Origin of the sequence: Peribacillus sp. TH14 (genome assembly GCF_016651145.1) — a bacterium.
GTDB classification, from domain to species: Bacteria; Bacillota; Bacilli; order Bacillales; family DSM-1321; genus Peribacillus; species Peribacillus butanolivorans.
Window position 1 is genome coordinate 5,203,210 of the sequence record NZ_JAEKEK010000001.1, and the last position, 25,061, is coordinate 5,228,270.

The 25,061-nt window shown below is 38.1% G+C and carries 20 protein-coding genes and 1 pseudogene; 3 read left to right on the plus strand and 18 right to left on the minus strand.

From position 1 onward, the window contains the following. Positions 1 to 28 precede the first annotated feature (28 nt). The 8 genes from nadX to JFU50_RS25085 form a co-directional block, all read right to left on the minus strand. Positions 29 to 814 carry an aspartate dehydrogenase gene (gene nadX / locus JFU50_RS25050; protein ID WP_201224666.1) on the minus strand — a complete coding sequence of 262 codons (786 nt, stop codon included), beginning with the start codon at positions 812 to 814 and terminating at the stop codon, positions 29 to 31. A 16-nt stretch (positions 815 to 830) separates the two neighbouring features. After that, on the minus strand, positions 831 to 2,276 hold the full coding sequence (locus JFU50_RS25055; RefSeq protein ID WP_201224668.1) for an aldehyde dehydrogenase family protein: 1,446 nt from the start codon (positions 2,274 to 2,276) through the stop codon (positions 831 to 833). Between the two features lie 13 nt (positions 2,277 to 2,289). Further along, positions 2,290 to 3,978 (minus strand): thiamine pyrophosphate-binding protein, encoded by a 1,689-nt coding sequence (locus JFU50_RS25060; protein WP_201180707.1) that lies wholly within the window; start codon positions 3,976 to 3,978, stop codon positions 2,290 to 2,292. Positions 3,979 to 4,009: 31 nt separating this feature from the next. After that, on the minus strand, positions 4,010 to 4,801 hold the full coding sequence (locus JFU50_RS25065) for an SDR family oxidoreductase (RefSeq protein WP_201180710.1): 792 nt from the start codon (positions 4,799 to 4,801) through the stop codon (positions 4,010 to 4,012). Positions 4,802 to 4,955: 154 nt separating this feature from the next. Beyond that, positions 4,956 to 5,990 (minus strand): VOC family protein, encoded by a 1,035-nt coding sequence (locus JFU50_RS25070; RefSeq protein WP_242485269.1) that lies wholly within the window; start codon positions 5,988 to 5,990, stop codon positions 4,956 to 4,958. A gap of 29 nt (positions 5,991 to 6,019) precedes the next feature. Beyond that, positions 6,020 to 6,553 carry a cupin domain-containing protein gene (locus tag JFU50_RS25075; protein ID WP_053345923.1) on the minus strand — a complete coding sequence of 178 codons (534 nt, stop codon included), beginning with the start codon at positions 6,551 to 6,553 and terminating at the stop codon, positions 6,020 to 6,022. 316 nt (positions 6,554 to 6,869) lie between these two features. Next, a complete protein-coding gene (locus JFU50_RS25080) occupies positions 6,870 to 7,679 on the minus strand; it encodes an IclR family transcriptional regulator (protein ID WP_201180712.1) in 810 nt (269 codons plus the stop codon). 314 nt (positions 7,680 to 7,993) lie between these two features. After that, the gene (locus tag JFU50_RS25085; RefSeq protein WP_201224670.1) at positions 7,994 to 8,800 is read right to left on the minus strand and encodes an alpha/beta fold hydrolase; all 807 of its coding nucleotides are present in this window, start codon (positions 8,798 to 8,800) and stop codon (positions 7,994 to 7,996) included. A 1,084-nt stretch (positions 8,801 to 9,884) separates the two neighbouring features. On the opposite strand from JFU50_RS25085, the gene JFU50_RS25090 reads away from it, so the two are divergent. Together JFU50_RS25090 and yppF are read left to right on the plus strand one after the other, a co-directional pair. Next, positions 9,885 to 11,174 carry an MFS transporter gene (locus JFU50_RS25090; protein WP_201224672.1) on the plus strand — a complete coding sequence of 430 codons (1,290 nt, stop codon included), beginning with the start codon at positions 9,885 to 9,887 and terminating at the stop codon, positions 11,172 to 11,174. Positions 11,175 to 11,758: 584 nt separating this feature from the next. Beyond that, complete coding sequence (gene yppF, locus JFU50_RS31090; protein WP_201180724.1) at positions 11,759 to 11,941, plus strand: YppF family protein; 183 nt, start codon at positions 11,759 to 11,761, stop codon at positions 11,939 to 11,941. Between the two features lie 228 nt (positions 11,942 to 12,169). On the opposite strand, the gene JFU50_RS25100 is transcribed toward yppF, so the two are convergent. The 8 genes and pseudogenes from JFU50_RS25100 to JFU50_RS25135 all read right to left on the minus strand — a co-directional run bounded on the left by JFU50_RS25100 (position 12,170) and on the right by JFU50_RS25135 (position 21,578). Beyond that, the gene (locus tag JFU50_RS25100) at positions 12,170 to 13,495 is read right to left on the minus strand and encodes a GntT/GntP/DsdX family permease (RefSeq protein WP_201180725.1); all 1,326 of its coding nucleotides are present in this window, start codon (positions 13,493 to 13,495) and stop codon (positions 12,170 to 12,172) included. A gap of 56 nt (positions 13,496 to 13,551) precedes the next feature. Next, positions 13,552 to 14,274 (minus strand): GntR family transcriptional regulator, encoded by a 723-nt coding sequence (locus tag JFU50_RS25105; protein ID WP_201180726.1) that lies wholly within the window; start codon positions 14,272 to 14,274, stop codon positions 13,552 to 13,554. Between the two features lie 16 nt (positions 14,275 to 14,290). Beyond that, positions 14,291 to 15,304 (minus strand): sugar kinase, encoded by a 1,014-nt coding sequence (locus tag JFU50_RS25110; RefSeq protein WP_201180727.1) that lies wholly within the window; start codon positions 15,302 to 15,304, stop codon positions 14,291 to 14,293. Further along, entirely contained in the window at positions 15,297 to 16,052 is a 756-nt protein-coding gene (gene dagF, locus JFU50_RS25115) for a 2-dehydro-3-deoxy-phosphogluconate aldolase (RefSeq protein WP_201180728.1), read from the minus strand. Before dagF ends, JFU50_RS25110 begins: the two co-directional genes overlap by 8 nt. Beyond that, positions 16,049 to 17,158 carry a DgaE family pyridoxal phosphate-dependent ammonia lyase gene (locus JFU50_RS25120; protein WP_201180729.1) on the minus strand — a complete coding sequence of 370 codons (1,110 nt, stop codon included), beginning with the start codon at positions 17,156 to 17,158 and terminating at the stop codon, positions 16,049 to 16,051. Before JFU50_RS25120 ends, dagF begins: the two co-directional genes overlap by 4 nt. Then, entirely contained in the window at positions 17,136 to 18,239 is a 1,104-nt protein-coding gene (locus JFU50_RS25125) for an amidohydrolase/deacetylase family metallohydrolase (protein WP_201224674.1), read from the minus strand. Before JFU50_RS25125 ends, JFU50_RS25120 begins: the two co-directional genes overlap by 23 nt. A gap of 707 nt (positions 18,240 to 18,946) precedes the next feature. Beyond that, positions 18,947 to 20,543: pseudogene (locus tag JFU50_RS25130) on the minus strand (long-chain-fatty-acid--CoA ligase). A gap of 588 nt (positions 20,544 to 21,131) precedes the next feature. Next, on the minus strand, positions 21,132 to 21,578 hold the full coding sequence (locus tag JFU50_RS25135; RefSeq protein ID WP_201224676.1) for a MarR family winged helix-turn-helix transcriptional regulator: 447 nt from the start codon (positions 21,576 to 21,578) through the stop codon (positions 21,132 to 21,134). Positions 21,579 to 21,695: 117 nt separating this feature from the next. Here JFU50_RS25135 and JFU50_RS25140 point away from each other — a divergent pair, with 117 nt between their 5' ends. Continuing rightward, entirely contained in the window at positions 21,696 to 22,892 is a 1,197-nt protein-coding gene (locus JFU50_RS25140; protein ID WP_342366366.1) for an MFS transporter, read from the plus strand. 147 nt (positions 22,893 to 23,039) lie between these two features. Here the strand turns inward: JFU50_RS25140 and JFU50_RS25145 are convergent, their stop codons facing one another. Continuing rightward, a complete protein-coding gene (locus JFU50_RS25145) occupies positions 23,040 to 23,708 on the minus strand; it encodes a DNA alkylation repair protein (RefSeq protein ID WP_201224678.1) in 669 nt (222 codons plus the stop codon). Between the two features lie 264 nt (positions 23,709 to 23,972). Then, positions 23,973 to 25,016, minus strand: coding sequence for an oxidoreductase (locus tag JFU50_RS25150; RefSeq protein ID WP_056519205.1), 1,044 nt, complete (start codon positions 25,014 to 25,016; stop codon positions 23,973 to 23,975). Positions 25,017 to 25,061 lie beyond the last annotated feature (45 nt).

Here is a 25,061-nt window from a genome sequence, read left to right on the forward strand (position 1 = left end):
ATGAACATGACATGACTTAAATCAATTATTACCCAATTTGAACACTCTTCTCTTTGTTTTGCAGAGTAGCCAATACACTTAACGCAGCTAAGTAACTCGTTTTCGGATTGTTTGGCATTGGATCATTTTCTACTTCAAGTTTAAGTTTTCCGAATGAACCTGACGCTTCAATAAGATGAATATTTTTCAATACATATGGATCGGCAATGATTTTCACTTTCGTCTTTTCAGACCCGAGACCAGCCAAAGACAATACAATAGCAACATTAATATTTCTCGGAAACTGCTTAATTGCTTCCGCAGCAGAACCTTCGAATAATACCGTTTCTTCTTCTAATGAAGAACCTGCAGGCAACGCGCTAGGCGGTTTTCTCGTTGTAATACTCACGGATTCAAGTCCATTAACTGCTTTTGCCGATTTAAGTACATCGAGACCTCCGATTGCACCGGACGGGAGGAAAATATTAACGTTATTTTTTTGGCAGAGGCGTTTAATATTGTCTTCATAAGCAGCATCGGCCATTACACCTATGCTGCTTAATAAAAGATTTTTTCCGCTTTTTATCACTTTCAATGCGTACTCTTCAGCAGCTTCAATTGTCGCTGCTTCTATGACTAAATCCACATCTGAATTAAGGAGAGAGTCAACATCACTATACGACTGTGTCCCAAATTCTTCAACTAGTTGAGCTGCTATTTCTTCACGGCGTGCATAAATCGAAACGATTTTCCCTCCTGGAAGAAGTCCGTCTTTATTTATTGCCTGAAGCAGAAATTTCCCGATATTACCGCATCCAATTAGCCCTAGTTTCATGTAATTTCATCCTTCCTCAATCAGCAAACCCATATGAGTCTGCAAAGAATTCAAGTCCACAATGTCTCGTTTCGCGGGAAACACCACTTTCTTTTAAACCAGGAAAATCGAGGGCCAATTCGTTGAAAACGGTATGGTTATTATGGAAAACCGCTCCTGCTTCGAGACGATCGGCCATCGCTATAGCTAATTCTTCATTCATAGTCCAAACAGACGCACGCAAACCAAATTCACTATCATTCGCTAACCTTACCGCTTCATCAACATCAGAGAAAGGCAAAATAGGGATGACTGGTCCAAATTGCTCGACCCGGACCACTTCGCTTTGCTGATCGACTCCTGTAATAATAGAAGGAAGCATATAATAACCTTGATCCCATGTTTCTGGATTAAGTTGTATCCCAGTAGTGACAACTTTTCCACCAGACTTAGCCGTACGTTCGATCAACTCATTCACAAAGTCAAACTGTGCTTTATTATTCAATGGCCCCATTGTTACATCAGGCTGAATGCCATCACCAACCACGACTCGGCCAAACTCTTTGGTTAATTTTTTCACAACTTCGTCAAAGCGTGATTCATGGACATACACTCGTTTAACAGCAGAGCATACTTGGCCTGCAGCTCGTAAAATACCCATTCTCAAACGTTTGATTGCTGCTTCATCCATGTTGGCATCTTCCAAAATAATAGCAGGATCATTACCTCCAAGTTCCATATAAACTTTTTGTAGATTTCCTGCTGATTTCTTCATAATTTCTTTTCCAGTTTCTGTACTGCCGACAAAAGCAACGGTACGCACACGAGAATCAGAGCAAAGTGTGTCTCCGATTGCTTTTCCTGAACCAGACACAATATTAATGACTCCTGGCGGAAAATGTTCAGCTACCACTTTTAAACAAGTCATTATCGTTAACGGACAATTTGTAGCAGGTTTCACAACAACAGTATTGCCTGCTAAAATCGCTGGTATGACTCGTTTAAATGTCAAAATCATCGGAGAGTTCCACGGTGTGATAATTGCCGTGACACCTCTCGCTCTTCTTCTGACTTGTACATTTTGATTTCCTGGGAGCACTTCTGGTTGCCACCAGTTAAGTACCTCTGTTGCACAACCCTTCATGACCTCAACACAACGTAGTAAATCCTTTTTAGCTTCAACAAGCGTTTTTCCATTTTCTCGAACAAAAACTGTGACATTTTCCTCAATTATTTTAGCCAGTTCCTCTGCCGCTGTATTCATCCGGGTAGCCCGGTCCTTTACATCAGAGCGAGACCAGGTTTCATAAGCCTTCACTGCCACTTCTATCGTTTCATTTACGATTACCTCAGAACAAATTGCCACTTGGCCGACTACTTCTGACGTGTTTGCGGGATTGATTACATCAACTGTTTCTGTTATTTCTTTCCATTCTCCATTAACAAGGTATTTACCTGAAACAACCGGATATGTCGAAATCATTCTCAATCCTCCATTAAAGTTTTTTTGGTTTAAATGCTTCGGCTGCTCCTGGAGGTCCACCAAACGGCTTTGCCATTGGTCCCACAGCTTCCATATCAACAACGATCATTGAAGGCTTACGTCTTTCTTTTGCTTTTTTCAGTTCGCTTACAAATTCATCCCCAGAACCAATCCGTACAGCATCAAAGTGCATGGACTCAGCAAGTTTCACAAAATCTGGACTCAATAAATCAACTGCTACCTGGCGCCCATAGGCAGCTTCTTGAATATTGCGGAGAACACCGTAGCCTGAGTCATCAAATAATACAATGATAACAGGTAAATTTTCTTCAGCTGCAGTAACCATTTCCCCGACATTAACCATAAAACCACCATCTCCAGCCATCAGCACAACTGTTTTATCTTGACAGCCCATTTGGGCGCCAATAGCTGTTGGAAGGCCTTGACCAATTCCGCCACCAGATGCATGAATTGAGGTTCTCGGTTCATAAATTTCAAATAAACGGCTGCCCCAAACGTTTGCCTGAACAGTAACATCTCGAACAATAATGGTATCGTTCGGCAAATTTTCTCTCATGCCATCTACAAATTGCTCATACGGTCCAAGCGTTGCACGCAGTTGTGCGCGCACTTCATTTCTAAGTGAACGGACTTCACTTACATAAGAAGGATCTGCATAAACTGACTTTTCTTCAAGCTTTTGAATGAGGGCCGCTAACATATCTTTCGCATCGCCAACCAAACCTATCGTCGACTTATAGTTACGGTTAATTGCCTGCAAATCTGCATCGATTGCAATATGCTCTTCAGGTACTGGTACTTTCCAGTTGGACGTTTCATTCCCTCTAAAACGAACACCTACGCTGATTAACAAATCCGCATTTTGCAAAAACTCTTTTGTGGACTCATAAGCCGCGAAATGTCCTATGCATTGCTCGTGGTTTTCGGGAATCGAACCTTTTCCTGATTGGCTTGTTATAACTGCTGCACCAAGAAGTTCCGCCAATTTTTGCAGCTCTTGCGAAGCATTAGCACTTATGACACCACCTCCGGCCCAAATCACTGGACGGCGCGCTTCAACCATTTTTTCCACGGCTTGTTCAGGAATAAATGCCGTTGATTGTTTTTCAGATGTTGCAACTTGTATTCCATCGAGAGAAATATCCTCAATAATTGCCGATTGATAGTCAATTGGAATTTCCAATGTAACTGGTCCAGTTGGCGCAGTTAACGCTTCTTGAATCGCCTTTCTTACAACCGCAGCTGATTGTGCCGGATTTCTAAGCCTTACAGCATTTTTACAAGCACCGCTCATCATCGAGAGCTGGTCTTTACATTCATGTATGTATCCTCTACCTGTTCCAAGATATGTTGAAGCGACTTCGCCGGTAAGATGAAGAAGGGGAACACCAGCGGCCCAAGCTTCTACTAATGAACCTGCTGCATTTCCTGCTCCTGTACCTGTACTAGTAATTACTACACCTAGTTTTCCAGTCGCACGTGCATAACCATCGGCCATATTGACTGCACCGCTCTCTCCACGTGAACAGATGAGTTTAATGCTTCCTTCTCTAAGAATCGCATCATAGATAGGCATATTATGAATACTGACAATCCCGAAAGCAGCTTCTACGCCAGCTTGCACTAGCTCTTTTACGATGGAATCAGCGGTCGTAAACTCTATTTCTTCTTGTTTTTTCATATTGTTATCCTACCTTTTTTAAGTAATATTATTAAAGCGCTTTACCGATTGCTCCTGCAGTTTCAATCGTCGATCCAGCTACATAACTAGCTTTATCTGAAGCAAGAAATACAATAACACTAGCGACTTCTTCCGCCTCACCTACACGGCCAAGTGGAATATTCCGTTTTTTCGCAAGATCTCCATAATATTCTTCCGGATCCATATCAGGTGCATTTTTCAATCTTCTGCGCTCCCATTGATCAGTCCGTATCAATCCGAGGCTAACTGAGTTCACCAAAATATTGTCAAAGGCTAGTTCCTGAGATAGCGTTTTGCTTAAATTTAAAAGACCCGCCCGTGCTGCTGCCGTCGCTACCATGTGACGCTCAGGTTCTTTTGCAAGCGTTGCATTAATATTGATAATCCGCCCGCCACCCCGTTTAACTAGATGTGGATGCGCAGCACGAACGGCATATATGATAGCAAAAAACTTTAATTGAATTTGTTCATGCCACTGTTCATCTGTAATATCAAAAAAGTAACCCATCACGCTTTGTCCAGCTGCATTCACCAATATATCGATCCCGCCAAACTTTTCTGCAGTACCATTAATAAATGAATCCACATCCGATTTAGAAGTAACATCACAAGTTGATGCCAAAATATTTTCTTTGTCCCCAAATGACAGCAAGTGACTTTGGGCATTTTCCATACGATCTTTGCTTCTTCCGCAGATAGCTACTTTTGCACCTTCACCTAGAAACATTTCTGCTGTTTTTAATCCAACACCAGACGTGCCTCCCATAATAACAGCAACTTTCCCTTTCAAGCCTAAATCCATCTCGTCACTCCTTTTATAACAGGTTTTTCTTACACGATATAGGGCTAAAAAAGAACAAGATGTTACATCTCAAGTGAATCTATAACGTCCTGCCCGATGACAATGGGAGGTAAAGAATTCCGCGAATTATATCTTTTTCCACTCATCTTTGACCTCATTTCCCTCCAATTAACGAAACATCAACTTTAGAATCTACCCAGCCTAGATCCGGTTCCCCCCCCATTGCTTTACGGGCTTCAGGCTTCGGGGGTCCTGCAATACCCCATTGATCCATTAAGTGAGGTACTCGTTTCCAAACACGTGCTCTCCACTCAGATTCATCTTCAATCGTTTCGAGATAGCATGTATACTCCATTACAAAACCGCCTAGATCCTGGAAATAACAGAAAATATTGTCTCCTGGCCCATGACGTCCAGGTCCCCAAAGTTCTGACAGTCCTGCTTTTCGAACGTTACTTATACCACGCATTAGTTCATCGACAGAATCAACCTCATAAGCAATATGATTGACTGAAGCATGTTCATCTTGGTTGAATGCTATGGAGTGGTGTTTCCGGTTGCACCTTAAGAAAGACATTTGGTGCTCGCTCCAATCAGTAACTTTAAAACCAAGTACATTTGTATAAAACTCTACAATCATATCTAAGTTTTTTGTATTCATGACGACATGATTCAATTTCACAGGATCTACATTTTTCTTGTTCCAAATTGACGTTTGAACTTCCACCCATGCTGAAAGCTCAATAACACGGTTTTCAGGATCAATAAATCGAAGTCCATAACCAGCACCAGCTTCATCCAAATACCCGGGTTGTTCGATAATACGCACGCCTTTTGATTGTAATATTTCAGCTGCACGATCCACTGCGTTTTTATCGACCATTCCAAATGAGATGTGGTGCAAACCACGCTTTTCTCCTTTGTAAAGGCTTAAAATATGATGTTCTGGGCCAGCCCCGCGAAAATATACTGTATTCTCTTCTTCTGGAACATCCACTCTATCCAAGCCCCAAACCTTCTCATAAAACTTTGCCTGTTCTTCAAAGTTCGGAGTGATCAAACTAATATGCCGTAAATGAGTAATTCCAAGCATCTTTTTATGCCTCCCATTAAATAGATTGCTTTTTTGATAGATTGTCTTGCTCACCTTTAACAATCTAATCGAAAGGGGCGCCTCATTATTTTTCATAATGTAGGTGCCCCTCTTCTTTTAATTGATCAGTCTTTAATGATGGCTTCTCTTTCCTTGGACCGTTGTTTTCGTAATTCTTCAAGCTCGCTACCTTCTGGATATGTTGGCAAATTAGGCTTCACCGCTCCAAGCATAACAAGCATGCGCGCCTCTTCTTTCCCATCATTTCTAATTCCCCGATACACTCCCGGAGGGCTGCTTATGCAGTCTCTTGCACTCAATTTAATCTCATGTACTTCGCTGTAGCTGTCTTCTTGAATCAACGCTGTAACTTCTCCCTCAAGAATGAAAAATACTTCTTCTACATCATCGTGGAGATGTAACGGCCCGACACATCCCGGAGGAAGCACCATTGTACTTAGTGTAAAATGTTCCCCTGCAATTACATTTGTATCATTATTCGCTGTGGCACCTCGTCCAATATATCTCATTTGAGCACGTCTATAAGCTGGATCAATTTCCTCTTGGAACTTTAAGACGTTCCAATCGAGTGTACGGTCTTCCAAGCGTGCAACATATTTTTTTTCAAATTCTTTCACCGAAAAAGTTTCATTTGTCATTTTAAAAATCCTCCCTTATTTGTTGTTTCTAAATCTTATATTGTTTCATAAGCAAAACATTGTTTTATCTATGAATTAATTCTAAAATGAAAGCCCTTCATTGTCAAGATAAGTTTTTAGAATATTTGAAACTTTGTTTATAATCAAAACAACCCTTTTTATGAACATATGTTCAAGCGCCTTATTCAACAGGGGGCTGGAACTATAACATTCATAAATTTTTTTAAAACGACAAAAAAGTGCGGATACCCATAAAGACTGGGTACCCACACTTTTGAAAAAGGTTATTCATTTTTCAGATTAAAAATCCAGCTTTTTAGACGTCCTTATGATGAAACATATTTCCTCCACTGTATCCCATATGAGAGGATAGCTGTTGAGAAACTTCCAGTAATTTCGGCAAGGCAATTTTATCGATAAAATCTTCCTGATAAGCAGATTCTGTTGCCACCACATTCAAAGCAGCCAATACTTTTCCAGTCCGGTCAAATATCGGCGCTGCTACAGAACGGATACCAGGGTGAAACTCCCCGCTTGTCATCGAATATCCTTTTTGCCGAATAGTTTCCAACTGCTTCTGGAATTCCCCCGGCGCTGTAAGGGTTTTGTCTGTATAAGGAGTGAGGTTAGTGATTTGGAACATTTGCATTAACATTTCTTTTGGCTGATAGGCCAGCAGTAATTTCCCATTGGCTAATGCGTGTGCTGGTAGTCGCAAACCAATGTTCACATTGACAGCTGATACACCTCTGATTGGGGCACTACCTACATATACCACTTCCTGACCATCCAAGATGGACAAATGACAAGATGCTCCGATTTCATCACGCAGCGTCTCCATATAAGGTTGGACAATTTCCTGGAATTTCAAGCTGTTTAAATAACTAAAACCCAATTCAAGCACTTTTGGCGTTAAATTGTAACGTTTTGTATGTTCATCCTGAGACAGGTACCCAATATTTTGTAGTGTAAATAATAAACGATATGGCACCGTTCTGCTTACTCCCAGTTGTTTCGCTATTTCTGAAAGCGATAAACTCGGCTGTGATTCATTAAAAAGCTTAATGATTTCCAATCCTCTTACTAATGAATTGGCACTATACTTCTCTTTCTCTTCGCTTGCCATTCAAGTATTCCTCCCGTTGTAAATTCATTACATTTCGGCGTCGCAAAAAACTATGCAGAGGAGATACCTTCAACTATTTTAATCTTTTCTACACTGAAATAAAAAAAGATAGAGACAATTTAGAAATCTATCTTCATGCAACCATTCATCGATTAAGAAAAAGTAGAAAAATGTAATTCCCGACTTCAACATAGCTTTATCACAGATCACCTGAAACTTAGAAAAGGACATGCAGTAAAATGTCCACCGTTCTCTGCAGTTTTCCTAGAAAATTTTCTTGTTTTATTTATTTCCTTTTTTGTTTTTGTAAGCATTTATTTCTGACCTACCGGTTGTTTCTGTAAAAACTCAGTGACATATTTATTGAACACTCCAGGATCTTCTTGATAGCATAAATGACCTGTATTCGGAACGATGGCAAACTCTGATTTCGGAATCAATTCATGAAAAATCTTTGATTCACTTACCGGAGTGACCTGATCCAGCTCTCCACACATAACAAGTGTCGGAATAGATATAGAAGAAAGTATCTCCATTTGGTTTAAATTTGATAAAGAGTAGGAAACAGACCGGTATCCAGGCGGTCGCACTTGCGACATAATTCGTTCTGCTTCTTTCACTACCTCAACTGGTGCATTTGGCGACACTAACGCTTTCACCCTTTTTTTCGCAAGTTCACTAGGCTTTAACGTATCGATAGAGTGTAATCTACTCTGAAGCTTTCTTTTATTTTCTTCCGGACTTACTCCGGCTGCTCCACGTGTCGCATCTGATATAATCAGCGCCTCTACCATTTCTGGAAAACGGTTCGTAAAATCGATTGCAATTGCCGATCCCATTGAATGCCCGAGTAGGTAAACTGAGTGCAGCCTCAGACTCTCCAGGAATTCTTTCAATACATCTGCAAACTGGGAAAATTCTTGAAATTCTTCTTTTGGATCGGAACTTTCACCATACCCAGGTGCGTCCCAAGCAATTACTCTAAATTCTTCCTTCATCTGACTGAGTTGATGTCCCCAAGATTGAGAATTATTTCCCAATCCATGTAGAATAACAAGCGCTTTTCCTTCACCAGATTCCCGATAATGAATCGAGTATTCTTCTAATTGACAAATTGGCATCCTTTTTAACCTCACAATCTTTTCACTTTCACTAATAAATAGATTTTAATGTATATTTTTAATTAAAACATATTTCCGTATATAAAACTAATTGGGGGGTCCAGTTTTATTGTCGTAAATGAGGGAAGAACTTCTTATTCCCAAAGTTACAGTTAACTACACAAACTTTACTAAAAATATAAATTTAATACACTGAAGGTAAAATATTGATTTAGTGTATCTAGTAACATTTTCTACTATTTATCTAATCATTTCCAGTAATAAATATTTCATATACAAAACATTATTAATATATAAATTATAGATTTTTCTTAATTTAAATTCAATATGAATAAATCAGAATCTTTCGATTTAAGTTTGAGTAACCTTTTTGGACGCAAAAAAGTCATATACACATTTCTAATTAGTCTCTGTTGTATCACCCAAAGAAATGGACAATACTAGTTTTTTTGTTTGGCAGTATTAATATCAGGGCAAGTAACTTCTTCCATTCAGGATGTTAATTCTTATGTACCTCGATAAATCCCTTAAAATCTTTCTCAGTGATCTCCCTTAAATTGTTATGGTCTTTTTAAGATTTCAACTTTCTTCCTTAACAGAAAGTTTCCCTCTGCATGTTGACTAAGAAAGCACTCTTCCCCTACATCAATAGATGTTTTCTTACCTATATTCTCACGGTCCAAGAATTGCAATCCTTTCAAGTACAAATTAGAAAGACTTATTGTGCCCATGGAAATAAACCGTTTACAAATCACGTGACTTTTTAAATAAAAAACATCTTTATAAAAATGTTAAAATCACAAAAGTTTATTTATTCAAAAAATATAAAATTATTAAAATATTAAATTGACAATCAATTCTATTTATTTTATCGTTAAGAAAGTAAAACTTTGTTTTCCTAGCAAAACATCACCAGTGCATATTTATCGGTCAGTATTGTGAAGAAAGGCGGGATACAGCTCATTAACGAGAAAATCAAAACTAGTACATATACAAAATTACTTTGATTAGGGCAACCGTAATTCACTTATACTCGATGGTAAGTGTTTTAAGCATGCTTAAAAATCGACAAGGAGATGGTATTATGTTAAATGGGCAAAAAAGATGGTTATATATTGCCGTTCCAATTTTTTTCTTTTGGTTTTTCGGACAAATTGATAAGGTTGGCATTTCCATCATTCAAACAGATCCAGAATTCTTGAATGCACTCGGTATGACAGGCGATGACAAAAATGCAAAGATCGGTCTTCTTTCTTTTGTATTCACCATTGCTTATGGAGTTTCAAATCTTTTTTGGGGCTTCATCATTGACAAATTAGGTGCCCGAAAAACAGCCATCGCCGGTTTATTCGTATGGACACTTACCATGATTGTGTCAGGCCTCGCTAATTCATATGAAATGTTTTTAGTAAGCCGCGTTATTCTTGGTTTTGGCGAAGGGATGATGATTCCTGTATCAGGTAAATTCATTTCTAGCTGGTTTAACAAACGCGAATTAGGACGTGCACAGGCATCATGGCTTACTGGAAACTATTTAGGACCGGCGATTGGAGCCATTGTATTGGTGCTTGTTATTTCCTCTCTCCACTGGCAAGCTGCTTTCTTTATGCTTGCGTCCTTCAACTTATTTATTAATATCCCGATGTTTATATTTATGACAAGAAATACACCAGAAGAGCACCCGCGAATTAGTAAAGAAGAACTGGCTTTCATCCGTCAATCCGATGATGAAGAAAAGGAAGGAAACTCCTCTGTGAATAAGAGTTTCACTCAGGATTATCGTTTCTGGATTGTCTGGTTTGGCATGCTTGTATGTTCTTTTCTTTTCTTTGGAATTAGTATTTGGCTCCCTACCTATCTTATCGAAGCTAAAGGATTCGAAAAAGAAGGGATGTCAAGCATTACTTCCCTCTCCTGGTTATTTGCTTTAGGATTTGTCCTAGCCTGCGGTTTTCTGGCCGACAAGACGAGGCGTCCAAGTTTGATGGCCTCGATTTTATTTTCAATGACTGCTGTCTTTTTGACAGTAGCAGTTTTCATCCCAAATCCAATTATAGCGGGGATTTGTATGGGACTGGCAATGGGATGCCAAGGCGGTGTGTTCCATCTAAGTAATATGCTCATGGTAAAATACTCAACACCCGAAACAGCAGGCCGGGCAGCTGGTCTGATAGGATTTACAAATATTATGGGTGGCTTTTCAAGCTATATCATGGGTTGGCTTCGTGACTTATCAGGCGGGGACTTCAGTACATCAATTGCGATGCTGATTTTTGCAGCTATTTTAGGTTTAGGTGCTTATATATTCTCAATCAAGAAGGAAGCAGCTGAACTTCATTTAACACCCTTGTCTGCACAAAAAATTCAATTATAAAAAGAGGTCGGAGGCTCCTAGTCTCCGACCTCTTTCATAGATTTTCTAAACCCTGATATATCAAGGATATTATTATTTTGAGCAGGAATATGTGCAATTGCCAATATCCCTATTCTGTTATTTCATGAAGCTGCCCTAGTACTTTGAGTTTTCATACTCTTGTACCTTGGCAGCTTTCATTGTTAGGTTGATAGTACGCTTTAGAAAAGCAAATCAAATTTTTGCACTTCTCTTCAAAGTACAATCCCAGAGTTTGAACCGACATTGCATCTAAACCGCTTGCCAGGCTGCAGTTGGATGATGTTAATATGGCCCAAGAAAAGGAAAAAAACTCGTTAATATAAGCCGTTTGCTTTCTCTACTTCACCTCGAAAAAGAAAAAAGTAATCGAAATCATCATCTTTTAATAAAGACTGCTTACCCCTACTTAGAGTAACTCTATATCTTCTTAATCCATAATTTTATGGGGAATATTTTTGTATAAAAATGTCGATAGTTAAAATATTCAAAAAATGACAATTCCTTAATTACCCATGTTATATTGTTAATGAAAAAATACTAATCAAGAAATGTAAGGTGAGTGTGTGACAATTGAAGTTTTAATACTCCATTATATTCAGGAAAAACGTCAAAAGCCTAGCCATGCAAATGAATTATTAGATTATATTCAGCAAGAATATGTGAGCGGTAAGTTGTCAATTTTGCAATATAGAAGTCTCTGTCAGGATTTATACTTTCGAGGGGCAAAACAAACTAACTCTGTATGAACCTTTCCACTAAATCAATAATTGAACTAAAGGTTACTTCCACTTCTAATGCTAAGACTTCCAGTCGAGAAACGTTTTCAGTTATTTATAATGCCCTTAACTTATAACATGGATGAATCGAATTCGCAAAGTAGCAATACAAGATCCGAAACTTTCATCAAAAAACCTCCGTGATATGTCCTTGAACTAGACGTTTCACGGAGGTTAGAGGTTAAGTTTTAATAGGCTTTAAATAAATATATCTAATATTAAAACCAGACCAAATGCTACAAAAGAAAGTATGGTTTCCATAACTGTCCATGTTTTGAACGTTTCTTTTACGGTTAATCCAAGATATTCTTTTACTAACCAGAAACCTGCGTCATTAACATGAGAAAACATAAGTGATCCAGCCCCTGTGGCAATAACAAGTAATTCTAAGTTAACACCCGTCATATTGGCAACAACTGGAGAAACAATTCCGGCTGCAGTTGTCAAAGCGACTGTTGCAGATCCAGTGGCAATCCGAATTAATCCCGCCACCAAGAACGCTAAGACAATTGGTGATAATGATATTACTTCAGACATGGAAGCAATTGCAGTCCCTACTCCACTATCAATTAAAATTTGTTTGAATCCGCCACCCGCACCGATAATAAGTATTATGGAGGCTAATGGCAATAAACATTCTTCTGTTAGTTTTTTAATTAACGATTTGTCCATCCCTTGTCGGTATCCTAAGAAATAGTAAGCTGCAAAACAAGAAATTAGTAAGGCTATGACCGGGCTCCCGATAAACAATAAGAATTTTTCAAAGTAACCCGGTAGTGGTAAATAAGGTGCCACTACTGTTAATACCATTAATAATACAGGTAAAAGGATGATAAAGAACGAAACTCCAGTCCCAGGTAAACCACTTGACTTTGTTTCTACTCGGATTAATTCCGGTTCTCCCACAGGAATAACCCGTTTATGAATCCATTTTGCGAATAAAGGACCAGCAATTATAGCTGTTGGGAATGCGATGATTAATGAGTAAAGTAATACGTGTCCCATGTTTGCATTATAAATGCCTATAGCCGTCATGGCTCCCGGATGCGGGGGTACTAAACCATGGACAATCGATAAACCAGCTAATACTGGAATACCAATTAATAAGATGTTCACTTTGGTTGATTTACGAATGGAAATGACTAAAGGTAGCAATATTACTAAACCAACTTCAAAAAATACCGGAATACCAATAATGAACCCAGAGAGAAGCATAGCCCATGGGAGATTCTTCACACCGAATTTATTAATGAAGAAGTCTGCTACCTGCATACCAGCTCCTGAGTCCGACATCATCTTTCCTAAGATGGTACCCAATGCCAAGATACCAATAAGATGACCGAGGACAGCACCGACACCCGTTTCATAAGCACCTACAATCTTGTCCATAGGCAACCCTGAAAAAACTGCTAAAAATAAACTGGCTACAGTTAAGCTTATGAATGCATGCCATTTCCACCATGATACTCCCAAAATAACAATTACGATTGCTATCAGCGTGATTCCTAATAAATATAGATCCATATATTCTCCCCATCCCTAAGAAATCGCTTACAATCAAACCAATACAATAAACAGAATTATTGTATCGGCTCGTTATAGGTCACAATATAGTTCTGTTTAGCCGTATTGTAATACCCTTCACTATATTCCATTACATTACCTTCTCCATCACTAGAAATCCGGATCCTCTTTAGTACTGCTCTGTCTTTTTCCATTTTCAGTGTTTCACAAATGTGATTAGGAGGAATAGCAACGGCAAACTCGTCTCTAAATGTTTCAAGTTTAATGTTTTGATCTTCCAAAAAACCATACAATGAATTTATCTGAATTTCTTTTAAATCTTCTTCGTTTATGTCCAATAAAATATAATGTGTAAAGTAAATATATGGTTCATTGTCCAATAAGTATATTCGCTCAATCTGAATGCAATTTTCTCCAAATAAAGGATAGAGGTCTGACTCTGAAGATAATTCAATCTTTCTTACGCTTAGCACTTTTTTTATAATGTAGTGACCTTCCTCAACTAATAACTCTGTGAAGCGTTTTCCTTTGGAAAGCCTCACAATCGAAGCATTCGCGATTACCTTTGTTCCTTTACCGCTTTTCTTTTCAACATAGCCTTCTTGAACAAGTTCTTTAATTGCGTTGCGTATAGTAATTTTACTCACATTAAATTCTTCTTCTAATTGAGGCTCGGAGGGAATGTTTGTGTTGATAGCATAAACACCATGTAAAATACGATCCTTCAATATTTCTTTTATTTGTAAATACAATGGTCCTTTTTTTCTATTCACATTCATTCCTTATCTCCTACCCTTATCTCTTTATATCTTCCATTTCCCCTGCCATAGCTGACAGTATCTCATTTTCCGTTGACATTGGGGTATCCCCGACAATCGTGCATGCCAACATTCCTGCTGCTGCTGCAAACCGGACAGTTTTCTCAGGTGAAAAGCCTGCCAATTGGCCATGTAAGATCCCGCTGGTATAAGCATCACCTGCACCAATTCTATCATATACAGAAAAAGAGTTGTTTTCAGAAAAGTAAAACGTTTGATCTTTATACATGTACCCGCGTAAAGAATGGGTATTGTCACTATTAATCGAACGATGAGTGCCAGCTATCGAGTGAATATTGAAGGTTTTAGCAACTTTAGGAATTAGCTCTCTAAGCTGTTCTTCTCTTAAGGTACTCACTGCCTCCATCCCTAAAACATAAATGGCATCTTTTTCATTCATCATGACAATATCAGACAACGCAAGCATTTCTTCATAATGAGATTTTGCTTTATTGTAACCACCCTCCCATAAGGAGGGGCGGTAATTACAATCGAAACAAACTATTCCGCCTTTTTCTTTTACTTTTTTAGCAAGCACTTTCATACTTTCACGCACATTATCCGCCATTGCAAGGGTAATCCCACAAAAGTGGATGATATCTGTATTTTCTGCAATCACTTCAATATCATAATCAGACAATGACGCTGTATTAAAGCTGCTTTCCAGACGATTGGAGTAAGTGACACGGCTCGTTCGTTGTCCAAAGCCATTTTCCAAAAAGTACATTCCCAAGTATTTGCCGCCTCTAGTAATGAAATTCCGGCTAATTCCTAAGCGTTGCAAGGAAGAAATCGCTGCATCTCCTAGAGGATTATCAGGTAGTTTTGTAACAAGGTATCCATCATGCCCAAGCTTTGTCATCGCAGAAGCAACGTTAACTCCTGTGCCTGAAAAAGAGTATTGTAAGGTGTTAGCCTGTGTCAGTAATTCATATCCTGGCACCTGCAAACGCATCATTACTTCTCCGAAAGCTACAATCTGTTTACGCATGTCTATCAACCAATTTTTTTGTTATGGCTAATAATTTCCGTACATCCTCCTCATTTGTTTTTCCAGTCTCTTTATTAATAATAGAAGAATAGATATGAGGAATAACTTTAGGCACTTTTGCTTCTAATGCGATTTCTAATATAGTCTCAAAATTATTTAAATCAATACCACCAGTTGGTTCTAAAGCAAACCCTTCTTCACCACAAGCTTTTGCAACCGCACGATACTCTTCTTCATGCTTTAGCCCTTTCATCGGGAAGTATTTCAATGCATTTCCTCCCATATCACGGACTAAGGCAATCGCAGCTTTGATAGGTACAATCGCAAGATCACTAGCTTCAGCACTTACAGGGCCGGTAGAGATATTAACGTAGCCTACTTTACCTGTTGGGGAAACCAGGGAATTTATCCAACTATCTTTCTCTCCTAAATTGGCCCTTGTCGCAGCTACGGCAGGGAAAACTTGATTAATATGACTACCAGGGTAGTATTTAGCAATTTCAGCAACGACGGCTGCCTGCTTATTATCTCCAGCACCTAATCCAATCGAAACAGCTTCATCAATAGCAGCCCCGTATTCCTTCATCGCTGTAACACTAGCCTCTACAGTAGGATAATCTTTCGAAAGTACCCCAACTAATACATGCCCTTCGGCAGCTTCAAAAACTTCTACTGCATTTTCTACACTATTAGCGAGAACATTTAAAGCTACACGATTATTTAGAAAACGTTTGTTTATGTTAGTCATTCTTTGTTTCCTCCTAAGATGGCTTTTAATTGAGCTTCAATGACGAATATATCATCACCTTGCAATGGTCGTGGATCAATATCGAAAAAGCCCTGGCGAACTCCGTAATCACGGGTATAAATAGCAATAACTCCATTTCTCAGCTTATCATTAACTTCCTTCGCAGTTGTATCCGTAATCACAGGATTAATATGAATGCGTGCTCTATAGATTGCTCGTCCAGCTTCATCCTGTACAATCACTACTTTTACACCGTCAATTGATTCAAGTGATGTGAGAACTTGTAAACTAGCTTTTTCTTTTTCACTATTGTCTGTTTTGATAAAATACTCATCCAATGCCTGAAGCAATCCAAATGTTGTTTCCTTACCGACCTTCATACTCCGTCCGATACAGTGTAATTGAACCTTTAACCATTCGATATACTTTTTCTTCCCAGCAACGATACCTGATGTCGGACCCTCAATCGCTTTAGATCCGCTATAAATGGTTAAATCCGAAACCTTTACATATTTTCCCAAATCTTCTTCCGCCGCAGCATCAACGATTAGTGGTACGTTATTCGCTTTGGCCACTTCCCAGGCTTCTTCAACTGAAATCATATTTTTTTGAACAGCATGATGTGATTTTACGAATAAAATGGCCGCTGTATTTTCATTAATGGCATCCGCAATATGCTCTGCCTTCCCTTCATTTGCATACCCTACTTCAACCAATTTTCCTCCACCCAGGTAAATCATGGTTTCTACCGGCGCCCCATATTGAACGTTATGGCCTTTCAGCATTATGACTTCATTCTTTTGAATAGGTTCTTGATGAAGTCTTTCGCTTTTCCTTCTGTTTCCTTCTGTTACAATAGCGGCTACTGAAAGGGCAATTCCGCTTGATGCTGAGTTTACGACAACCGCTGCTTCAGATTGAAGCAATTGCGCAATATGTTGTCCTGCCTTATCAACCAAATCTGAGATTTCAACGTAATTTTGACCGCCAGTTTTCATGGCATCCATTACGGTATCTGTAGGGGCAGAAACACCTAATATGCTCATTCTTCCGCTTGCATTAATAACTCTTTTCAAACCATATTTAGCATTCAATGAATTCTCCATTTATAACCACTCCTTTTACATCAACTCTTTGTTCTGCTACTCGCTTTTCGCCCTCGGAATCCAGTAAAGGGGTCGATTCATTCTCAATTGAGAATAATGTGAGGTTCGCGATATCTCCCACAGAAATCCTTCCCAGCTCTGGTTTCTTTAACCACTCTGATGCATTAATAGTAACCGCATCAATTACCTCTTTTAGCGGATATCCCAAATACAAAAATTTAGAAAGAACATTTGCCATACTAAAAACAGGGCCATTCAATCGATTTCTCCGGTATATATCCGTACTAATTGTATTGAAGTGGATACCACACTTTTTCGCAGTTTCTGCTGTTGGGAAAGAAAAACTTGCAGTTCCGTGACCAACATCTAAATGAACACCCCGTTCAATAGCCTGACTGAACTCAGGTAGAGGCTTTCCTTTATCATCAAATAAATTATTAGCTTTCCCATTTAAGTAATGTGTAATAATGTCTTTTTCCTCAAGTAATTCAAGGACCTCTTTTATATCAGGTGGTCCTGAACCGATATGGACCATAAGAGGTAAATCAGTATCTTCAGAAAATTTTCTAGCAATTTTTAATGGTTCAACACCATTTGTACCAACCACACTTTTACTAATTCTTGCTTTAAGACCTATGATAAAGTCTCTATTTTCGGCAATGGCCTTTTTTAATTTTTCTTCGTTTAGCCAAGATATATCTGATAACTCATCGATTCGCTTCAATCCGATTCGTGAAATATTTAGGAAGGCGAATACATTCGTTTTGGAATTTTTACAACTACTAACCAAGTCTGGTAAGCGGTCTGCTCCAGTACTGCCAGCATCTATAATCGTTGTTACACCTGTTTTATAACCAATCTCGTCAACATCGTCTCCATACGGATCGAATTCGGGAAAGGCATGTACATGCATATCAATCCAGCCGCTGGAAACAAATACTTTGTGTTTGTAGTCCATTACTTTTTCGCCGATTCCAGTTCCGGGCGGAACAATTTCTACAATTTTTCTATTTTCCAATATGATATCTGCAGCATTTCCCTCTACCATTTTTACATTTTGTAGTACGAACCTACCTGTCATTTCACTCATCCTTTTCGGTACGCCCTAAAGATTGTTAAATAGCGATTTTGTATACGTTTACAACTCTTATAAGTAGTTATTTATTTCACTTAACAAAAATAGATTATCACATTTTTCTGGATTAATCAATATAACGTTATAATGTTTAGTTTTATATTTTTTCGGAGGCATTTTCAAGTTCTAATTATGCGTAAGTTGCTTTGCCTGATAATACTTGAAAAAAATTTTTTCTCTTAAACATAGGTCCCTAGCTATAAGTGGACATTATTAATAATAATTAGGTATAAAGAATAACGAAGGTTTGACAGGGCTTTTTAATGCAGAAGGAAGTTAAATCCCATAAACAGTGAAAACCACATATTTGTTTAAACTGATGGAGCTAAATACAAATTTGTGGTTTAAGCCATTGTTGGACTCCTTAACTTAACCCATTTACTTTGCTGACGTTTTTTCAATTCCTGCCTTATGAAAAACTGAATTTCCCCAACGCAAGAAAAAAATTTCAATGTACCAATTCTATTTATTTCATGGAATGTGAATGAAGTTTCTAAAATGTTAGATTAGGGTGTCTTAACAGGTCTTAAAAGCACTAAAAAAGGATCTTCAATTAGAAGATCCTTTTAGAACCGCTATATTACATACAATAATCTTAGTATTTAGAAACAGTTGATAATAACCGTTTATCTGAAAAACAAGTGAGAAAGCCTTTAATTTACCTTCTTCGATCCTTTCCAATGTATTTCTCTCAAACGATATTTTTGCAGTTTTCCAGTTGCTGTTTTTGGTAAAGATTCCACAAATTCTACTAATCTAGGCGCTTTAAAGTGAGCCATTTGAGACCGGCAGTAATTAATAACTTCTTCTTCAGTCACATTCGCATTGGAATGCAGCACAATGATTGCCTTAGGAGTTTCTCCCCATTTCTCATCTGGAACGGCAATAACAGCCACTTCTAATACATCTGGATGTTTATACAACACCCCTTCAACCTCTGTAGAAGAAATATTTTCTCCTCCGGAAATGATTAAATCCTTAGCCCTGTCCTGTATTTCAATATATCCATCAGGATAAGTTACTGCCAAATCCCCAGTATAAAACCATCCACCTCTAATTGCTTCGGCAGTCTTTTCCGGATCCTTATAATATCCATCCATCACAACATTGCCGCGGGTAATGATTTCTCCTAATTCCTTCCCATCCCAAGCGACTTCTTCTCCATCTTGATTAACAACTTTTGTTTCCCCGTTAAAAACCAATTCTATTCCTTGTCTTGCCTTAATTGTTGCTTGTTCGTCAAGCGATTTAGATTCAAATTCATCCTTCCACTCGTTATAAAGAATGAAAGGTGAAGTTTCTGTTAATCCATACACATGGATCATATTTAAACCAAGAATATCTTGTGCTTTATGAATAAGAGCCGCAGCTGGAGGAGCACCAGCTGTCGCCATACGTGGACGCATCTTGATATTAGTTTCTTTTGCTTTCGGATCATTCACAAGCATATTGACGACAGTAGGTGCTCCACATAACAATGTAATATTTTGATTTTCAAATAAGTCCAGAATAAGAGGAGGATCAACTTTTCTTAAACATACATGAGTACCACCAGCGACCGTAACCGCCCAAACCCCCCCACCCATTTGCGTGAAACATTGGTAAGGTATGAAGATACACATCATCATGTTTTACTCCAAGATGATACATGAAATTTGCAGCGTTAATGTAATTTCCACGATGAGTTAACATAACCCCTTTTGGTTTTGAAGTCGTTCCACTCGTATAATTTAAAGTCAGAAGCTGATTTTCATCGATTACAACCTCTGGCTGTGCTTCAAAATCAAAATCTTTAGCTTGTTGAATAAAGTTCTCATAATCTATACCATTTAAAGATGTTTTATGCCCTGTAACAGATACCATAATGATTTTATCCAAGGCAAGTTTATGAACGATCTTCTCAATCGGAGCAATAAATTCTTCATCGACGACTAACATTTTTGAATCACTGTGACTGATAATATACTCCAGGTCCTCAGCTGAGAGACGGTAATTCAAAGGCACCATTACCGCACCCATTTGACAAATACCATAGAAGCATTCCAACATATAATGAGTGTTTGGCAACATCACTGCAACATGGTCACCTTCTTCTATACCCGCTTTATTTAAAGCCATAGAAAGTTGATCTACTCGCTGCCCAAATTCCTTATATGTAAACTCCTTCTCTTCATCAATGACAGCCACTTTATTCGGATAATATTTCACCGCCCTACGCTTCCAGTCCATTGGGGTTAATGGGGAAAACATCATAAACAACTCCTTTTTTTAACATTTATTTGCCTGAATATTTGTAAAATTCAGTATACTTACCTCTACTAGTTTCGTCAATGTTCTAATTAAGAAATGTCACCCGACAAAAAAAAAAATTATTTCCATAAATAGTTAGCCACTCACTTCAAATCAGTAAGCATTTAAAGAGAATCTTATACTAGTCTTTTCTATTTGAAAGCTTACTAACAAAACGATTTATAAGGGATTATTTTCTCTATTGCTACAATAGGCTTAATAGTAAAAAAATTCTTAGAGGTAACAGATTATGAGTCTGCAAGGAGAAGTTTCAGTTGTTACTAGAAGCAGATGAGAGGTGAAGAAAGTCTAGAGGGTTTTTGTTTTAATTGTTTTTCTACTCGGTGTAAACAATGGATTGATCGCCTATCACCCGCTGTCATCTCATAGAAGAGTTAAAGCAGTGAGATTATTGCGAAATTCACTGCTTTTATAGTGGTTTTTATTGTACAAAGCTTAAGATGATGATGACATCAAGTTGACTACGCTTGCATAATATTGGTCAGTTGAGGCTCCTAAAAAACCATTCAACTTTCCTCTGACTTTTTTCTATAGGTTGTTCTCTATACGTGACGACACATGTTCGGTTAGTTTTCCCACGATTTGTTTAAGTCGTTGGGTTTCTTCTTCATTTAATACACTATAAAAATCTTGAAAAATATTTGCGAAGCACTTATTGATAGAATGATAGGTTTCTCTACCATTTGCGGTGGATTTAATATAAACGACACGTCGATCATCCTCACTGTGAACTCTTTCAATTAGATTCTTCCGTTCAAGCCGGTCAATTAACGCTGTCCCAGCTGCAGGCTTAATTTTCAAATGATTTGAAACATTTTTAACAGCTATGGATTCCTTTAAGACAATTAATTGTAATGCGTGATATTGCACGGAAGTTAAATCGTATTTAACTAATAACGGCTCAATTAATTCCTGTGAGAGACTACTAAGCTCTTTAATCGCAGTATGTAAATTATATAATTCACTCGAATACATATTAGACAATCCTTTCTTATTGACAACTATCTATCTAAAACTATAACATAATTAACGTGTCAAAAAATTAACCATGCGAATTAAATTGGTTATTGATATTTAAAAGAGAAAGAGAGGCTGTTTATGTCAGCAGAACAACGTAAAAAGATAATTATCCTTATGATCAATATGTTTATTGCAATAGGAAGCTTCGGTATTATTATTCCAATCTTACCTGCATACCTGGCTTCCATTAATCAAGGTGGAACTGCTGCTGGGCTAATGATTGCCATTTTCGCAGGTGCACAACTTATCTTTTCGCCAATTGCCGGAAAATGGACTGATCAATTTGGTCGTAGAAAAATGATTATATATGGATTAATTGGTTTGACTATTTCCATGTTTATTTTTTATGCTGTTAATTCCATTTGGCTACTGTATGCTTCTCGGGTTGTCGGTGGGGTCGGGGCTGCTTTGCTTGTACCAGCAATATTTGCTTATGTTGCTGATATCACCACTTTCGATCAACGGGCTAAAGGCAATAGTTTAGTGTCTGCTGCCATGTCCCTAGGGATCGTTGTTGGCCCAGGAATTGGTGGATTTTTAGCTGACTTTGGCTTAAAATTTCCATTTTTGATTTCTGCGCTAGTATCACTCGTCGCAGTAATATTTTCTATTTTTGTTTTAAAGGAAAGCGAAACGAAACAAGCTTCACAAGGTATGGACATGGCAAATAACGAATCGATGGTTCGCAAAATTGCCTTGTCTGTAAAAATGCCCTATTTCATTCCTCTTATCATTACACTTGTGATGAGCTTTGGATTAATGGCATATGAATCTGTTATCGGCCTTTATCTTGACAATCAATTTAATTCAACACCTAAGGACATCGCAACAATGGTTACAGCTACTGGTATCGTCAGCGTAATCGTTCAACTCTTTGTTGTCGACCGGATTGTTCGTCGTTTTGGGGAGGTAAGTGTGCTAATTATCTTTATTAGCGTCGCAGCCATAGGATTCCTTCTTTCACTTTTTGCTTCAAGTTACCTAATTTTCTTTGGAATCTCTCTCATCATCTTCCTTTCTACCTCCATCCTTCGACCAGTCTTAAACACACTGATTTCTAAGATGGCGGGGAATGAGCAGGGATTTGCGATGGGTATGAATAATGCATATATGAGCATTGGAAATGTGCTTGGACCCACTCTTGCCGGAATGATGTATGATGTTCAAATTACCTATCCTTTCATTTTAGGACTCTTACTCTTGATCCTAACTTTAATGATTACAATGGCTTGGCAAAAGAAATCCCTTCATGCGAAGGCATTATCGTAGAGCTACGATAAAAGATAATGTATATATTTTTAACAATACCCCGAATAGTAGCAACTATTCGGGGTATTGTTAAATTTATGTATTATTGAAAATAAGGGAAGCTCCTCACCTTTGAAGTCTCTCTTTATTATTCAAAAATATTTCATTTTAAGTTAGATGTTTTAGCGCTTCTCTCTTGCTAAGAGGTTTTAATTGATGATTTAAAACAAATGATTTCACGCTCTCGGGGTTAGTTTTTGCATATTCACGTAACACCCAACCAATTGCCTTTTGAACAAAGAATTCATCGCTATTTGCTCGTCTTATTATGTAACGGAATAGACGTTCTTCATCCGTTCCGCCTTTGTATTGTAGTTGATATAATATCGCTGATCTTTGCAACCAAATATTCTCATCTTCAATCCACAAATCGGAGTATTGAGGAATAAGTTTAGGATAAGTTGAAAACATATAGCCCATGATATGAGGAGAAAGTACATCTACTGTATCCCACCATGACTTACTTACAATCAAATTGACTAACCAAGGCATATCCTCAGGGCAGAGGTTCTTTTTTTCCTTTTCAAGAATATCAAGGGCTGCTTTTTGGTATTCCCTTTCTGGGAGGTCCCAAAGCATAAGAATGATATCTTTACGATTACTTTCCGTTGGCCATCCGTGTTCCTTCAGAAACTGTTTAGTTAATGTTCGACGAATAGGGGATCGAATCCCCAAAAATTCAAATTGGTTCCTCAAATATTTTTTAGACCATTCTGCATATTCCACATCAGTGTGTTTTGAATATACATTAACCAGTTCTTGAATATAAGAATTCATAAATACCTCCATAATTTAATACACTTTGAAAAATGTTCCCCAAAATTGATTTCCCTTCATGTAACTTTATCTTGATATGTAAGGACCACTAGGAAATTAAAACCCTTGGAACTAACACTAACCTAAAGTTCCTGCTTTATCGACAGCAGTAAAAAGCAACCTGTTTATTCCTTTTGGAAAAACAAGGCTGCCTATTATTTTCATCTTCTGATTTCATTTTGATGCAAAAAGAGAAAAAAGAATTCAATGGGACAACAAAGTATTTCAATTAACATATATAGCTTTTTTCCCTTGACTGCTTTCCAACGCTGCATCAATGATCTTAATGACGGATAGCCCCTCTTCCGATGTGACAGGAGCCTTTTTCCCCTCAAATATACTTTCTGCAATTTCTTTATAATATGTTAAATAAGATCCATGTAAAGTTTGTATTGTTTCATGTTTCTCTTTTTCTCCATCAATCGTAACCAACTGACCATAGAATTGAGGATTATCTGCACCCCAAGAGTTATCTATAGGCTTTTTCCCCTCACTTAGCGCAGCCTCTTGTCCATCAAGCCCATATTTAATAAAAGTTCCTTTACTTCCATGTACCTGAAACCGCGGTCCATTAATCGGAACGATTGACCCTGAATGCAATATCACTCGCAGCTTTTCGTACCCTAAAATAACATGAAAATAATCATCCGTTTCTGCATTCTCTCTTTGCGCAAAAACATCTGCCCATACGAATTGTGGCCAACCAAATAAATGTAAGGCTTGATCAATTAGATGTGAGCCCAAATCATATAGCATGCCAGCTCCTGGACCCTGCTTTTCTCTCCACCTATCTCTAACCACTGGTCTGAAGCGATCATAATGGACCTGATATGTATTGATTTCTCCAAGTACACCATCATTCATAAGTTTTTTAATTGTCAAAAAATCATTATCCCATCTTCTGTTATGATAGATACTTAAAAGAAGCTCCTTTTCCTCAGCAATCTGTATGAGCTCCTCTGCCTCCCATGTTTCTACTACCATCGGCTTTTCCAAGATAACATGTTTTCCAGCAAGTAAACTTTGTTTAGCCATTTCATAATGCAAACCGCTTGGTGTCGTAATAACTACTAAATCAATCGCTGCATCTTCTAAAACTTCTTCTAAGCTACTTACTACTGCCACGTGCTTCAAATCCTGCTGCACTTTTTCCTTTTTAGAGCTTACTACTTTCGCTATTTCAAACTGCTCTAAAACACTTAGCAAAGGCGCGTGAAATGTAGCACCTGAAAGGCCGTATCCAACTATACCCACTTTAATTTTTCTCATTTTGCTTCCTCTCACTTTCTTGATCTTCTGAAACAATTAAAGGAT

What these genes read in the sequence shown, in the direction of transcription:
- JFU50_RS25085 (WP_201224670.1), bottom strand. Translation starts at nt 8,800, where the DNA reads ATGCCAATTTGTCAATTAGAAGAATACTCGATTCATTATCGGGAATCT.
- JFU50_RS25075 (WP_053345923.1), bottom strand. Translation starts at nt 6,553, where the DNA reads ATGACAAATGAAACTTTTTCGGTGAAAGAATTTGAAAAAAAATATGTT.
- JFU50_RS25110 (WP_201180727.1), bottom strand. Translation starts at nt 15,304, where the DNA reads ATGCGTAAACAGATTGTAGCTTTCGGAGAAGTAATGATGCGTTTGCAG.
- JFU50_RS25105 (WP_201180726.1), bottom strand. Translation starts at nt 14,274, where the DNA reads ATGAATGTGAATAGAAAAAAAGGACCATTGTATTTACAAATAAAAGAA.
- JFU50_RS25100 (WP_201180725.1), bottom strand. Translation starts at nt 13,495, where the DNA reads ATGGATCTATATTTATTAGGAATCACGCTGATAGCAATCGTAATTGTT.
- JFU50_RS25135 (WP_201224676.1), bottom strand. Translation starts at nt 21,578, where the DNA reads ATGTATTCGAGTGAATTATATAATTTACATACTGCGATTAAAGAGCTT.
- JFU50_RS25055 (WP_201224668.1), bottom strand. Translation starts at nt 2,276, where the DNA reads ATGATTTCGACATATCCGGTTGTTTCAGGTAAATACCTTGTTAATGGA.
- JFU50_RS25070 (WP_242485269.1), bottom strand. Translation starts at nt 5,990, where the DNA reads ATGAAAAATAATGAGGCGCCCCTTTCGATTAGATTGTTAAAGGTGAGC.
- JFU50_RS25080 (WP_201180712.1), bottom strand. Translation starts at nt 7,679, where the DNA reads ATGGCAAGCGAAGAGAAAGAGAAGTATAGTGCCAATTCATTAGTAAGA.
- JFU50_RS25150 (WP_056519205.1), bottom strand. Translation starts at nt 25,016, where the DNA reads ATGAGAAAAATTAAAGTGGGTATAGTTGGATACGGCCTTTCAGGTGCT.
- JFU50_RS25090 (WP_201224672.1), top strand. Translation starts at nt 9,885, where the DNA reads ATGTTAAATGGGCAAAAAAGATGGTTATATATTGCCGTTCCAATTTTT.
- JFU50_RS25065 (WP_201180710.1), bottom strand. Translation starts at nt 4,801, where the DNA reads ATGGATTTAGGCTTGAAAGGGAAAGTTGCTGTTATTATGGGAGGCACG.
- JFU50_RS25060 (WP_201180707.1), bottom strand. Translation starts at nt 3,978, where the DNA reads ATGAAAAAACAAGAAGAAATAGAGTTTACGACCGCTGATTCCATCGTA.
- JFU50_RS25125 (WP_201224674.1), bottom strand. Translation starts at nt 18,239, where the DNA reads ATGACAGGTAGGTTCGTACTACAAAATGTAAAAATGGTAGAGGGAAAT.
- nadX (WP_201224666.1), bottom strand. Translation starts at nt 814, where the DNA reads ATGAAACTAGGGCTAATTGGATGCGGTAATATCGGGAAATTTCTGCTT.
- JFU50_RS25145 (WP_201224678.1), bottom strand. Translation starts at nt 23,708, where the DNA reads ATGAATTCTTATATTCAAGAACTGGTTAATGTATATTCAAAACACACT.
- JFU50_RS25120 (WP_201180729.1), bottom strand. Translation starts at nt 17,158, where the DNA reads ATGGAGAATTCATTGAATGCTAAATATGGTTTGAAAAGAGTTATTAAT.
- dagF (WP_201180728.1), bottom strand. Translation starts at nt 16,052, where the DNA reads ATGACTAACATAAACAAACGTTTTCTAAATAATCGTGTAGCTTTAAAT.